Here is a 14,830-nt window from a genome sequence, read left to right as displayed (position 1 = left end):
TTTTTGGACAGCTTCTTTATGCAAAATATAACTTGTGATCCAAACAACACCACAAGAGCATACACACACATAAAAAAAGACAATCGATTTCGATTGTCTTCTTTACTCTCTATCCCTCACACGCTTCTTTTGTAGGCTTATATAGCGATTGCACAAGACGATCATATTCACGCCGCGTAATTTCTTTATTGTATAACTTTAATAACAAATCTTTATGCTCTTTTGAAAATGCCATTTTGTTAATGACTTCAGGATACATAAAACATCCCCTCCATTTCACATGAACTTCCTCATTCTGTTAGTTTCAGCCACACCCTAAACAGAACTCACGTTCGCATAAAAATTATAAAAGATTTTGCTCTAAAACACAAACGAAATATTTTCCCGTTCTTTTTTTGAGCTTTTCTGAATATTTCAGAATCATAATACCATATTCACTTTTTAAAATACATATATATTTTTGGCATCTTTTTGAATAAATTTTCCAATTCGATCAGAAAATAATGGTAAAAATGAAAAGGAGTAGAATTATGGATACTGTTACTTTGTCACGGGCTTTCTTCGGTTCATCATTAGCATTCCACATTATTTTCGCAACACTTGGAATCGGACTATCTTTAATGATTTTTATAAGCGAAGTATTATATCACTGGAAAAAAGATTCAGATTATGCCGTCATGGCAAAAAGATGGACAAAGGCTTTCGCCATCCTTCTCGGCGTTGCAATTCCAACTGGAACAATTGTCGGTGTACAAATTTCACTTCTTTGGCCCGGGTTCGCCAAAATTGTCGGTCAGGTAATTTCTGTACCCTTTCAAATTGAGATTTTTGCCTTCTTCTTAGAAGCGTTATTTATGTCTATTTATGTATATGCAGCCGATAAATTACCTCCATTTATGAGACTCGTATCTCTCTTTTTCGTTATGCTCGGTGCTACTGCATCCGCTGTGTTAATCACTTCAGCAAATACATGGATGAACACACCTGCGGGCTTTTCTATGCATCCAGACGGTTCCGTTTTTAACGTTGATCCATGGAAAGCATTCTTTAATCCGAGCTTTTTCACAAGCTCCTTTCACGTTGTAATCACTGCTTATGCAACCGGAGCGGCTGTCATCGCTTCTATCGCTGGATTTAAATTATTAAAACGAAATACAAGCGCACGGGAAATTGCTTATCATAAAAAAGGATTATTTTTAGGGCTTGTCGTCACATTTATTACTGGTGCAACGATGTGGATCTCCGGCCATGAATCCGCAATTGCTTTACATGAGCATTCTCCAGAAAAATTAGCGGCAGCGGAGGCATTATTTGATACGAAATCCCACGCTTCTCTAGCGATTGGTGGATTGGTGGATCCTGTAACCCATGAATTAAACTATGCCCTGGAAATTCCCAATATGCTCAGCTTACTAGTTGGATTAGACCCTAACACCGTTGTAACAGGGTTAAATGCATTTCCACAAGAAACATGGCCACCATTTTATACCCACACATTCTTTGATTTAATGGTCGGTACAGCCACATTTACCTTTGCTGTTGCAACAATTGCTCTTCTCTATTGGTACTTTATTTATCGAAAAAAAGGAGCAGAATTGCCGAAGTGGCTACTATGGGGAACTGCTGCATGTGGACCGATTATGATGTTCGGTATTGAATGCGGATGGATTTTCAGTTGTAGCGGTCGTCAACCTTGGACAATTTATGGAATGCAGCGCACAATCGATTCGGCCACACGCGCTGATTTTGTCGGACCTTTATTTGTAGTATTCGTCATTTTGTATATTGGACTAGGCGCTTTAACGATTTTCGTACTACGGACATTCTTTAGAAGACATCCATTACAAAATGATTTAAAGCAGCAAGGAGGAGATTCTCGTGCATGAAGCAAGTATTGCGATTATCATCTTATGGGCTCTTATCTTCGTATATAGCATGTTAGGCTCCATTGACTTCGGAGCTGGTTTTTGGGGCATGGTATACGCCAAGCTTCCAACACTTGCTGGAAAGCTTGCCAACCGTTACTTATCACCCACTTGGGAAGTCACTAATACGTTCCTTGTTTTTGTTGTTGTTGCATTTCTTGGTTTCTTTCCAAAAGCGACTTTCACCCTTGCAACGGTCATGTTCGTACCTGTGACATTAATTTTAGTTCTCGTCGCCATTCGTAGTACATTTATGGTGTTTGCCTATTCCGTACCAAAATATGAACATACCATGCGCGTTATTTCTGGTATTACTGGACTTTTAATTCCCGCCTTGCTAATTACGGTTTTACCCGTAACAGAAGGCGCCTATATTACGACTTCTGGAGGCAAAGAAGCTCTATTATACGGAAAGCTTCTTTCAAGCCCTGTAATTTATTGTTATATGTTATTCGGATTAACTTCTGAGCTATTCCTGTCCTCTCTTTTTTTAGCTGATTTTGCAAGAGAACAACGCTCAGAGGATACGTATCGTCTTTATAGACGTAATGCCATCATACTCGGTCCAGCAACACTCGTTACAGCAATTATCGCCCTTGTTGTTATGGACCCAGAAACGCACTGGCTCATGCAAGGATTAATTAAACAATTTCCTTGGTTTACAGTCTCCATTATTTTATTTGTCATCGGATACTCTTCCCTTTGGTGGACAAATAAAAAATACGATTCACTCGGCTGGCCGCGAATCGCTGTTTTAGCAGTTGTTGCACAATATGCATTTGCAAGCTACGCTTATGGCGTTGCACATCTACCATATATCATTTATCCAGATGTCACTGTATCTACAAGTTTTACAACGAAAGAAACTTTTTACGCCTTGCTTATTCTCTATGCGATTGGTATCGCAATCTTGCTTCCAGGCTTTATCTTCTTCTGGAATTTATTCTTAAAAGATCGAACGTTCTTAAAGGAGAAATAATAATAGCCCCCTCTGCTACCGTCTTAGCGAAGGGGGCTTCTATATTTAAGTTAAGTACATGTGATCAATGAAGTAAAGAGGTGTTCAAAATCGTATACTCTATTTATCGATATAAGTGACTACCAGCTTCTTTAAATTCTCTAGCTTTCTCCTCCATACCTTTTTCCATTGCTTCCGTTGTTTCTAAATCATTTTCTTTTGCATATTCACGAATATCGTGTGAAATTCTCATACTGCAGAACTTCGGACCACACATGGAACAGAAATGAGCTGTTTTTGCTCCTTCTGCTGGTAATGTTTCATCGTGGAAATCCATTGCACGTTCAGGATCTAAAGATAAGTTAAATTGATCGCGCCAACGGAATTCAAAGCGAGCTTTTGAAAGTGCATCATCACGTTGTTGCGCTGTTTTATGCCCTTTTGCAAGATCAGCTGCATGAGCTGCAATTTTATACGTAATAACTCCTTCGCGAACATCATCCTTGTTTGGTAATCCTAAATGCTCTTTCGGCGTTACATAGCAAAGCATTGCAGTACCAAACCAGCCGATCATTGCTGCACCAATTGCAGAGGTAATATGGTCATATCCTGGTGCGATATCTGTTGTTAAAGGTCCGAGTGTATAGAACGGTGCACCTTGGCAAATATCAATTTCTTTCTCCATATTCTCTTTAATTAAATGCATCGGTACATGTCCTGGTCCCTCAATCATTACTTGCACATCATGCTTCCAAGCAATTTTTGTTAACTCACCAAGTGTTTCAAGCTCAGAGAATTGTGCTTCATCATTTGCATCTGCAATCGAACCCGGACGTAATCCATCTCCAAGAGAGAAGGAAACATCGTATTGTTTCATAATTTCACAAATTTCTTCAAAGTGAGTATATAGGAAGTTTTCTTTATGATGGTATAAACACCACTGCGCCATAATCGAGCCGCCCCGTGAAACAATCCCTGTCATACGCTTTGCTGTCATTGGAATGTAACGAAGTAGTACACCAGCATGAATTGTAAAGTAATCCACGCCTTGCTCTGCTTGTTCAATTAACGTATCACGATATACTTCCCACGTTAAATCTTCAGCAATCCCATTTACCTTTTCTAACGCCTGATAAATTGGCACTGTTCCAACTGGTACAGGCGCGTTACGAATAATCCATTCACGCGTTGTATGAATATTTTTTCCCGTTGATAAATCCATAATAGTATCCGCACCCCAGCGTGTTGCCCAAGTCATCTTTTCTACTTCTTCCGCAATAGAAGAAGATACAGCAGAGTTTCCGATATTCGCATTAACTTTCACATGGAAATTGCGTCCAATAATCATCGGTTCTGCTTCTGGGTGGTTAATGTTTGCTGGCAAGATCGCGCGTCCTTCAGCAATCTCCTTACGAACAAATTCTGGTTCCATCCCTTCCCGAATCGCAACATACTCCATCTCAGACGTAATAATACCGTTACGTGCATAGTGCATTTGTGTTACATTTGCACCTTTCTTTGCCCTAAGCGGCTTGCGATCCATTTGCGGGAAGACTGGTGTATGCTGAGATGCTGCCTTCACACCATCATCTTCTGGTTTCATTTCGCGCCCTTCATACGCTTCCACATCCCCGCGCTCAACAATCCAAGCATGGCGCGGCGCTGGAATTCCTTTTTCTAGCTCAACTTTGTACGCATGATCTGTGTATGGACCGCTCGTATCATATACACGAATCGGTGGATTTGGTACACCGTTTGTTTCACTTTGCTCAATTTCACGCATTGGTACTTTCATACCTTCACGTAGTCCATCAACATAGACTTTCTTACTCCCTGGTAAACTCGACTTCAATTCAATTTGCTCAGCTGAAACAGATTGCTTCATAATTTGTGTTTCCTCCCCTTTATCATTTCAAGAAACCTTCTTTGCTCAGAACCGCGAGTCGGCTCCTAATTAGTTTCAAGTATCTTGATTTGCACTTCACCCAATCGTAATGATCGGTTCCGCTTTTCTTGTGACAAGGACGAGAACAAAACTTGTGGCCAGCGCATACCAAATAAAAAAGCCAGGTCCATAGTAAAACAAGGACCTGGCTCATAAAGACATTGTTATGTAAAGCCGTTAACTTCCCTACGCTGGTACGAGCCAGATCAGGTCCAAAGGGTTAAGAAGTTATCGCACTTCTCTCTCAGCCTAAGCATCACTTAAGCACCCCTAGTTTATCACTGATTTAATTTTCAATACTTTCCCATCATACACGATAATCAGAAAAATACAAATAAATGAATTGTATTTTTACATATCGTTTTTTGTCTGCTAGTCGATATGCCTTCTCGAACAGTTGATAAATTGAAACCTTAATCGGGGATGAATAGTCTCTCATGCCGTGCGTAACCATCGAGTTAGGGTTATGAAACAAGCCAGGTGCTTTCAGCACCTGGCTTGTTTGTGTTAAATTGATGACTATTGCTTACGGTATCATCCACGTTAAATAATAAGCTTGTACATATGTCATAATACCAACAATGGTTACAAAGAATAGACTATGCTTTAATGTAAATCGGAATAAGTCAGATTCTTTTCCAGCAAGTCCTACTGCTGCACACGCAATCGCAATCGATTGCGGAGAAATCATTTTACCCGTTACACCACCTGTTGTATTAGCCGCAACAAGCAATACTTCTTTTACACCAACTTGTTGCGCTGTAATTGCCTGTAGATTAGAGAATAATGCGTTTGCTGATGTATCCGATCCTGTTAGGAATACGCCTAGCCAGCCAAGGAATGGTGAGAAGAATGGGAATAATCCACCTGTTGCCGCCAATGCTAATGCTAGTGTCGATGATAAACCAGAATAGTTTGCAATAAATGCAAATCCTAATACAAGACCGATAGATAAAATCGGCATCTTTAATTCTTGTAAGGTTTCTTTAAACGTTTCAGCTGCTTGTTTTGCACTCATTTTCAACACAAATATTGAAATAATACAAGCAATTAAAATTGCTGTTCCAGTCGCCGATATAACATCCAACTTTAATATTGCTTCATAAGGCGTTGGTTTATTTACAATCGGTTCTGCCTTCATTACTAGATTGTGCAAACCTGGAATTTCAAACTTAAAGACAAGACTTTCTAGAGCCCCGCCTGGAGCAAATAAAGATTTAAAGAATTTCTGACTCCAAATAACTACCATAATCGTTAAAATGATAAATGGTGACCAAGCCTTTACGACTTTTCCCGCTGTTAATCTTGGCATAGATGCAGTCGTTGCTGCCACTTCAGCATTTTCTTGATTAGATTGGTAGATTTCTTTCGGTTGCCACACTTTCAGGAATAACGATAAACATACTAAGCTGACAAGCGCTGATGTAATATCCGGAAGCTCTGGCCCTAAAAATGTTGCTGTAATAAATTGTGTAATAGCAAAGGAACCGCCAGCTACAAATAATGCAGGCCACGTTTGTTTTACTCCTTTGAAGCCATCCATTAAAAATACGATAAAGAACGGAACAAACATTGATAAGAATGGTAATTGATGCCCAGCCATTTGCCCGATTTTATGCGGATCAATACCTGTTACTTGCCCCGCAACTGTAATCGGAATCCCCATCGCTCCAAATGCTACTGGTGCTGTATTAGCAATTAAGCAAAGCCCAGCCGCATATAAAGGATTTAAACCTAGACCCGCAAGAAGTGCAGCAGTAATTGCTACTGGTGCACCAAATCCTGCTGCCCCCTCCAGAAACGCTCCAAATGAGAAGCCAATTAAGATAACGAGTAGACGGTGATCATTCGTAATTGATAATACAGATGCACGAATTACGTCAAACTGTCCTGTTTTTACAGAAATTTTATATAAGAATACCGACATGATAATAATCCATGCAATTGGCCATAACCCGTATAAAAAACCATATCCAGTTGCTGCCATTGCCATTGTAAACGGCATTTTATATGCAAATATTGCAACTAAAATTGTTAATACCACTGTAATAAATCCTGCCACATGCCCCTTCATGCGAAAAACTGCTAAAGCCAAGAAAAAAAAGATAATTGGAATAAGTGCGACCGCTGCGGAAACCCAAATGTTACCGAACGGATCGTAAACTTGCGTCCATGTGTTCATTGTCCCTCTCCCTTTCTGTAATCCCCTGTTTTAAAATCCTCATAATCATATCAATAGACTATCCGGTCATCATACCTTTCAGTCTAAAATAAAAAACGTCCAAGGAAAACGTTTTCATATCACTATATTTATACTTTACCATATCATTTCCTTTTTGGGGATATTTTTTGAAAATTTTATTATTTTAAACCGAATTTCTGCTTATTTATCCATTTTCTATTTATGAATAATAAAATAACTTTTTTTAAACAAACGTTTGATTTATTTTCAGAAAAGCTATCACCACAACCTTCCTCTGCTTAAACAAACGTTTGATTAAACGTTGTAATCAACCTTGAAACACTAAAAGAGCACTCGCAATTCGCAAGTGCTTTATCTTCTTCGTCTTTTCTTTTTTCTTCGCATAATTCTTTTACGACGTGTATTCAATTGATCCGCTATAATATGAAGTGCGCTTGCAGCAATAACTCCCATTACAAATGTCACTAATGATACATCGTGCTCTTTTGCCATTTCTACTAGCTTTCCGTCTAATACTGTTTCATTTAATATGTATAGAAATGGAGAAAAGACTAGTAGCATATACAAGATACGAATAAGGTCACCTATTACAATCGTATGCGTTAAAAAAGAACGATGAGGCATCACACATTGATACGGATACCAAAAGATCCGAAGTAATCCCCATTTATTATAGGCATTACTATGAGTATCTAAATCCGGTGTTAAAAAAAACGTACCAATTAAAAATCCAATCCCAAAAGTTAATAGAAAATCAAAATTTGTTAGTCCATATGAAACAAGCATAAACAAAACAATCGGCAGGGAAAGTAAGTTTATTTTCGTATGTGTTTTTCCTGATGGCATAGTGCACTTCCTCGCTTATGTTCGTACTGTCAGTCTATGACAGTTCTCACCTATTGATCTAATTTTTGATCGATAAACGATGTATCTATATCCGAACCAAACCAATCCGCTAATTTCATCTGTGCTTTTTCCTTCACATCTTCATTTACATGCATAGATGCTTGCAATAATGCAGCCGTTAATGCGCCTAAATCATCCGTATAACCAATCCCAGCTATAAAATCTGGAATCGCATCAATTGGTGCAATAAAGTAAGCAAGCGCTCCGATGATTGTTGCCTTTACCCGTTTAGGAACATCTGGCCTTTGCAACACATAAAACAGTAATAAACTCGCATAAATAACCGACTGTCCTGCTTGTTTTGCTACATGTTTTACTTTCTTCCAAAACGCTTCGACTGAAAATTTCCGCTCCATATAAACAGCCCCCATACTTTTTTTCATTATCAAAAAAACAGATATATCTTCTAAAAAACTAGCTTCGTTATTTAAGAAAAAGTTCATCAAATATACACATAGCTTACCAATGGAATTTCATTTTAACAGATAACAAACAAAAGAACAAGCGTTCGTATATTTTCTATATAGATACAAGTTAAAAAACCGACATCCCCCCTTTTTTAGATGGACGAGAGCATCTGACCGTCAGGGCCTTTTCCTACCACATATAAGGATGAAAACAAAGGGAGAATACAAGTGCAGGTCATGTTTTATTCTGCATAGCAGCGACTTGTATATTGAAAAATTAAAATGGATTTATATAACCATGTTCCCTCATAATAATGGCTTCCTAGCGGATTACATCATACTTTCTACTTATATTTCTTAATATAAAATATTGAATTCTGCTTAACATTCCCCTTTATCTTTGTTATATTTTCTAGTTGACGAGCATATAAACCAATGTTAAAGTTTTCTCTGGCAGTAACAATTAAAAAATACAAAAAGATGTAAAATGTTATAGTGTTTCTCAGAACTGAATTTTGTTGTATAATACAGAGATGACGTTATACTTATGAACCAACAAAAGAAACCAAAAGGGTATGCATAGTTAAAGTCGTACATGGGTGAATATCAAAAACTCTACTCATTGCAAAGAAAACTATGTATTTTTTATTTTAGCATTTTTCGCTCCAAAATCGACCAAGCCTGATAGAGAAAGGGTGGAATGGATGAAGGAATCTTTAAAATCACAATTTCATAATGTACGTTTTACTCTGTTCGTTGCTTTGGCTGTATGGCTGAAAACTTACATTATTACACGTACGAGCTTTGATTTAAAACTTGAATCTTTCATGCAAGAATTTATCTTATTCATTAGTCCATTAGCGACATCATTACTGTTTGTGGGTCTTGCATTATTCGCAAAAGGGAAGAAACGGAACTATATAGCACTTGGAATTGATTGTGTTTTAACAATCATTCTTGTTGGTAACGTAATGTTCTATGGATTCTACAATGACTTCGTTACTTTACCAGTCCTTTTCCAAACATCCAACTTTGGACAGCTAGGATCCAGTGTAAAAGAACTACTTAACTACAAAATCATCGTTGCATTTGCCGATATTATTCTTTTCTTCGTGCTATTAAAGAAAAAGAAAGACTTCGCAAAAACGGAACGTGTATCACGTCCAATGCGTTCTTTATATTTCGTTTCAACTATTGCTATTTTCTTCGCAAACTTAGGTCTTGCAGAAACTGAGCGCCCAGAGCTATTAACTCGTTCATTTGACCGTGTTATGCTCGTAAAAAACTTAGGTTTATATACACACCAAGTATATGACCTTGGCTTGCAAGCAAAATCAAGTTCACAAAAAGCATTTGCTGATGGTAGCAAATTACAAGAAACAGAAAACTATGTAAAAACAAATCAAAGTAAACCGGATCCAAATATGTTTGGCGTTGCCAAAGGGAAAAACGTAATTGTCGTTTCTCTTGAATCACTACAAACATTCTTAATTGGTGCAACTGTAAATGGTCAAGAAGTTACACCATTCTTAAACCAATTTGCAAAAGAAAGTTATTACTTTAATAACTTCTTCCACCAAACTGGACAGGGAAAAACTTCAGATGCTGAATTCTTAGTAGATACATCGCTATACCCATTAGACCGTGGTGCTGTATTCTTTACACACGGTAACAATGAATATACAGCAACCCCAGAAATTCTGCGTCAGCAAGGATATTACACAGCTGTATTCCATGCAAACAACGCAACATTCTGGAACCGTAACATCGTGTACCCTGCACTTGGTTACGATCGTTACTTTAACGAATTAGATTATAAAATTACACCTGAAACAAAACTAGGGTGGGGTTTAAAAGATATTGAGTATTTTGATCAATCAGTGGATATGTTAAAAAATATTAAGAAACCGTTCTATACACGTTTCCTTACTTTAACAAACCATTATCCATTTGATTACGATGAGGGAACAAAGTTCATTGAACCTTATAACTCTGGTGATGGTGTATTTGACCGTTACGTAGTAACAGCTCGTTATTTAGACGAAGCGTTAAAACACTTTATTGAACGTCTAAAAGCAGAAGGTCTTTACGATAACTCTGTTATCGTATTCTACGGTGACCACTATGGTATTTCTGAAAATCATAACCGTGCAATGGCACAGTTCTTAGGCAAAGAAGAAATTACAACATTTGATCATATGAACTTACAAAAAACACCAATGTTTATTCATGTTCCAGGTCAAAAAGAAGGTAAAACAATTTCAAAACCAACGGGTGAAATTGATATTAAACCTACAATTCTAAACTTACTTGGTGTTGATTCAAGCAATGACATTCACTTCGGTCATGATGTATTCTCACCAGATTATAAATCATTCGTTGTTCTTCGCGATGGAAGCTTTGTAACAGAACAATATATGTACACAAATAATACATTCTATAATCGCGAAACAGGCGAGGTCGTACAAGTACCAAAAGATGAAGCTCAAGCAATGATTGACCGTGCACAAAATGAACTGCACATGTCTGATAAACTCATTGAGGGAGATTTACTTCGCTTCTCTGACAGCAACAAAATCAAGACTGGCGAAGTAAAAACCGTTATTAAAGAAGACAAAAAGGGCGCCGAGTAATCCCGGCGTCTTTTTTTCATCCTCATTCATCATCTCTTTCCTAAACATAGTATTTGGAACTATATACTAAGATGTTAAAATTACATAATCTTCACTAAATATTTACATAAAATTTATGAAACATCTTTATAATTGAATTTATAAGCAAAGTCGCATATATTCCCCGTCTCTCATTTCAAACTTTATGAAAAGTTTCCTTTGGGGAATGTTAGGAACTTTTGTTAACAATTTTCTAGTGTTACTGGAAGTAACACGAATTGTCTTTAAAGGACGTTCTGATTTGTCATCCATCAAGCCTTTAACAAGACAATGTCCCTATGAAACATAGCTATCCTCCTTATGCAACATTCATGCTGAATGTTGCTTTTTTTATCGTAAAAAGCAGGATTCTTATTGCTCATTTTCGAATTTGTATATGCAAAATACAATAAAAAAATTTTCACCTTCACTGATGGCCCTTATTCATCTGATCCTTACAGGCTAGCCCCTTTTTATTTCCAGCACATTTTTTGCTACCTACAAATAGCATCATGAAAAGAATTTACATAACAACAACCAAAAGGATTTTTTACTTTAGTAAGTGATATAGTAGCACCCTTACTTTGATCACGACTCACTATTCAAACGATTAAGAAAGGATGGGACGTAAATTGACATACGAAAGATTTGTATTATGGAATGATACTGTTATTGATACAAATAAAAAACAAACGTACATACAGTTAGAAGAACGGGGATTACAATTTGGTGATGGCGTCTATGAAGTCATTCGTATCTATAAAGGAAACCTGCACTTATTAGATCCACATTTAACAAGATTATATCGCTCAATGGACGAAATCGAATTAACACTTCCATTCTCCAAAGCTGAACTCATTACATTACTCTACAAATTACTCGAAAATAATAACTTTCATGAAGACGGAACAGTCTACTTACAAGTATCTCGTGGGGTCCAAGCTCGTGCACATGCATTTTCTTTTGATGTAGCCCCAACAATCTATGCCTATATATCAAAAAAAGAACGACCTGCCCTATGGATTGAATATGGGATACGCGCTATATCAGAACCTGATGCACGCTGGCTTCGCTGTGATATTAAATCACTAAATTTATTACCTAATGTATTAGCTTATACAAAAGCAGAACGTAAAGGTTGTAAAGAAGCACTTCTCGTTCGTAATGGCATCGTCACAGAAGGGAGCCACTCTAATTTCTTTCTTGTAAAAAGCGGTACTCTTTATACGCATCCCGCCAATCATTTAATCTTAAACGGGATTATCCGTCAGTATATTCTATCTTTAGCCAATAAACTACAAATCCCTGTGCAAGAAGAACTATTTAGTATTCGTGATGTTTATAATGCAGACGAGTGCTTTTTTACAGGAACAACCGTGGAGATTTTACCTATGACACATCTTGATGGAATTGCTATTTTGAACGGTCAAGTTGGTCCAACCACAAAATTACTACAAAAATCATTTGTACAAAGTTTTTCGGTTTCTGACATCTCATTATCTTAAATGCGTATAGTTTCACTCTAATCATTTTTCAATATATGGATTTCTAGTGAAAATCAAGGTGGTAATTCACACCTTGATTTTGTTTTGTAACCTTTTTGTCATATTCGGATTCCCTTATAAGACTTGACAGTAATCGACATGCCTTTTAGAATTTTTAACAGTTGGTAAATATTTCATCACTATATTACAGACAGAAAGGAATCGACAAACATGAAAAAATATCTTGCTGGTCTTGCGGCAGTGTCTGTAGCAGGAGGCGCAGCCCCGACACTTGATAACGTTCAAGCTGCACCTGAACAAAATGCACAAAAGCCTGCTGCACAAGCTATTCAAGCCGCATCACAAAACAATTCAAATTACAAAGTGACTGCTGACGTATTGCTCGTTCGCGCAGGGTCTAGTACTTCTCACGATATCATCTCTCGTGTTTACGAAGGACAAGCACTAAACGTGATTGGAGAAGAAAATGGTTGGTTCAAAATTAACCATAATGGTCAAACTGGTTATGTTAATGGCGAATTTGTGTCAAAAAATGGCGCTGCAAAAACAAGCGTAAGTGCAGGTGGAAACAACAAAGTTACTGCTGATGTATTACGTGTTCGCACAAGCCCAAATAATTCCAGTTCCATTGTAGGACGTGTATATGAAGGACAAGCATTAAACGTAATTGGCCAAGAAAATGGTTGGCTTAAAATTAACCATAATGGTCAAACTGGTTACGTAAGTAGCGAATTTGTATCCGGTGCTTCTTCAAACGCTAGCTCTACAAATAATAACAACAATAACAACACAGCTGTACAACCAGCAAGTGGAAACTATACAGTCAATGTATCTTCCCTTCGTGTTCGTACAGGTCCTAGCACTTCTCATACAACTTTAGGCTCCGTTCCTAAAGGACAAGTTGTACAGGTTGTAGGAGAAGTTCAAGATTGGTTTAAAATTAACTATGCAGGACAAGCTGCTTATATTAGCAAGGACTATGTAACAAAAGGTGGCTCCGGCGAAAATACCATTCAAGGTAACAAAGAAGAGCCAAAATATCAAAGTGGGAATGTAACTGTTCAAACTGGCGGTACTTATGTTGTTAACGCAACATCTCTTCGCGTTCGTACAGGTCCAGCTACATACCAAAGTGTTATCGGTGGCGTATTAAATGGTCAAACATTAAACGTTACCGGTGTTGAAAATGGTTGGTTTAAAGTTAACCATCAAGGACAAACTGGTTATGTAAGTAGCGAATTTGTAAAGTTCGTTAAAGGCGGCACAGATGCACCTTCACAGCCAAAACAACCTGAGCAAGAACAACAACCACAAGGATCCGTTGGTGAATACTACATTAATGCATCTGCATTAAATGTACGTAGTGGCGAAGGTACAAATTACAGAATCATCGGTGCCCTTCCTCAAGGTCAAAAGGTGCAAGTAATTTCTGAAAATTCCGGATGGAGTAAAGTTAACTACAACGGTCAAACTGGCTATATCGGAACTCGCTTCCTATCAAAAACACCAGTTAGTGGCGCTGTAGATAATAAACCTAACAAACCATCTAACGTAACAGATAACAATAATAATCAAAATCAAAATAATAATACAAATAACAACAGTGGAAATGCCTCTTCTATACTTGCATACGCACAATCAATGGCAGGTGTACCATATGTATGGGGTGGTACTTCTGCTAATGGTGTTGACTGCAGTGGTTACATTTTCCACGTCTTTAATAAATTTGGTCATAACATTAGCCGTCAAAGTGTGGCAGGATATTGGAGTAGCTTATCACAAACTTCAAATCCTGAACCTGGTGATTTAATCTATTTCAAAGATACTTATAAGTCTGGTCCTTCTCACATGGGTATCTACCTTGGCGGTGGATCATTTATTCAAGCTGGAGATAAGGGTGTTGCAGTAGCTTCATTAAATAACTCTTATTGGAAGAGTCACTTCTTAGGCTACACAAAAGCACCTTAAGTTATAGTTTTAGAGCTTTCTAGATTACTAGAAAGCTCTTTCTATATAAATACAAATTGAAGAACCAACATAAACCCTTTCTTTTTAGATGGGAAAGAGCATCCAGCCATGCATAGAAGCGGTCAGACCCTCTTCCTGCCCCACGCCAAGTTAAAACAAAGAGAGAACGAGCGCAGGTCACTTTTTGTTCTTCATAGCAGCGACTTATATGTTGGAAAATCAAAATGGATATATATACATCAATTAAAAAACCGACATACCCCCCTCTTTTTAGATGAGAGAGAGCATCTGACCATGCATAGAAACGGTCAGGGCCTTTTTCTTTTTCTGCCACATGCGAAGTAAAAACAGAAAGAGCAAAC

General features: G+C 37.7%; 11 protein-coding genes and 1 riboswitch. Of the genes, 5 read left to right on the top strand and 6 right to left on the bottom strand.

Annotated elements, in window-relative coordinates; translation table 11 throughout:
- Positions 1 to 109: 109 nt before the first annotated feature.
- Positions 110 to 259: a hypothetical protein gene (locus V7183_RS13505; protein WP_097894831.1), complete on the bottom strand. Its 150-nt coding sequence runs from the start codon at positions 257 to 259 to the stop codon at positions 110 to 112.
- A 271-nt stretch (positions 260 to 530) separates the two neighbouring features.
- On the opposite strand from V7183_RS13505, the gene V7183_RS13500 reads away from it, so the two are divergent.
- Both V7183_RS13500 and V7183_RS13495 read left to right on the top strand, forming a co-directional pair.
- Complete coding sequence (locus tag V7183_RS13500; protein WP_097894832.1) at positions 531 to 1,886, top strand: cytochrome ubiquinol oxidase subunit I; 1,356 nt, start codon at positions 531 to 533, stop codon at positions 1,884 to 1,886.
- On the top strand, positions 1,879 to 2,904 hold the full coding sequence (locus V7183_RS13495; protein ID WP_335359844.1) for a cytochrome d ubiquinol oxidase subunit II: 1,026 nt from the start codon (positions 1,879 to 1,881) through the stop codon (positions 2,902 to 2,904). Before V7183_RS13500 ends, V7183_RS13495 begins: the two co-directional genes overlap by 8 nt.
- 103 nt (positions 2,905 to 3,007) lie before the next feature.
- Here V7183_RS13495 and thiC read toward each other — a convergent pair whose 3' ends face one another.
- The 4 genes from thiC to V7183_RS13475 form a co-directional block, all read right to left on the bottom strand.
- A complete protein-coding gene (gene thiC, locus V7183_RS13490) occupies positions 3,008 to 4,768 on the bottom strand; it encodes a phosphomethylpyrimidine synthase ThiC (protein ID WP_335359843.1) in 1,761 nt (586 codons plus the stop codon).
- A 226-nt stretch (positions 4,769 to 4,994) separates the two neighbouring features.
- Positions 4,995 to 5,110, bottom strand: a riboswitch (TPP riboswitch).
- Positions 5,111 to 5,354: 244 nt separating this feature from the next.
- Positions 5,355 to 7,010 (bottom strand): lactate permease LctP family transporter, encoded by a 1,656-nt coding sequence (locus V7183_RS13485; protein ID WP_335359842.1) that lies wholly within the window; start codon positions 7,008 to 7,010, stop codon positions 5,355 to 5,357.
- Between the two features lie 372 nt (positions 7,011 to 7,382).
- Positions 7,383 to 7,877 (bottom strand): metal-binding protein, encoded by a 495-nt coding sequence (locus V7183_RS13480; protein ID WP_097894836.1) that lies wholly within the window; start codon positions 7,875 to 7,877, stop codon positions 7,383 to 7,385.
- 50 nt (positions 7,878 to 7,927) lie between these two features.
- Positions 7,928 to 8,293 (bottom strand): YkvA family protein, encoded by a 366-nt coding sequence (locus V7183_RS13475; protein WP_097894837.1) that lies wholly within the window; start codon positions 8,291 to 8,293, stop codon positions 7,928 to 7,930.
- Between the two features lie 755 nt (positions 8,294 to 9,048).
- On the opposite strand from V7183_RS13475, the gene V7183_RS13470 reads away from it, so the two are divergent.
- From V7183_RS13470 to V7183_RS13460, 3 genes are all read left to right on the top strand, one after another.
- Positions 9,049 to 10,977, top strand: coding sequence for an LTA synthase family protein (locus tag V7183_RS13470; protein ID WP_335359841.1), 1,929 nt, complete (start codon positions 9,049 to 9,051; stop codon positions 10,975 to 10,977).
- Positions 10,978 to 11,615: 638 nt separating this feature from the next.
- Positions 11,616 to 12,500, top strand: a complete 885-nt coding sequence (locus tag V7183_RS13465; protein WP_335359840.1) for a D-amino-acid transaminase — start codon at positions 11,616 to 11,618, stop codon at positions 12,498 to 12,500.
- A 210-nt stretch (positions 12,501 to 12,710) separates the two neighbouring features.
- Positions 12,711 to 14,468 (top strand): C40 family peptidase, encoded by a 1,758-nt coding sequence (locus V7183_RS13460; RefSeq protein ID WP_335359839.1) that lies wholly within the window; start codon positions 12,711 to 12,713, stop codon positions 14,466 to 14,468.
- Between the two features lie 19 nt (positions 14,469 to 14,487).
- On the opposite strand, the gene V7183_RS13455 is transcribed toward V7183_RS13460, so the two are convergent.
- A partial coding sequence (locus tag V7183_RS13455) for a hypothetical protein (RefSeq protein WP_335359838.1) occupies positions 14,488 to 14,830 on the bottom strand: 343 nt, incomplete at its 5' end.

The organism is Bacillus sp. JJ1127 (genome assembly GCF_036965845.1).
Classification (GTDB): Bacteria; Bacillota; Bacilli; order Bacillales; family Bacillaceae_G; genus Bacillus_A.
Note: the sequence above shows the minus strand (reverse complement) of the source record. Positions and strands in the feature narration are given on the sequence as shown.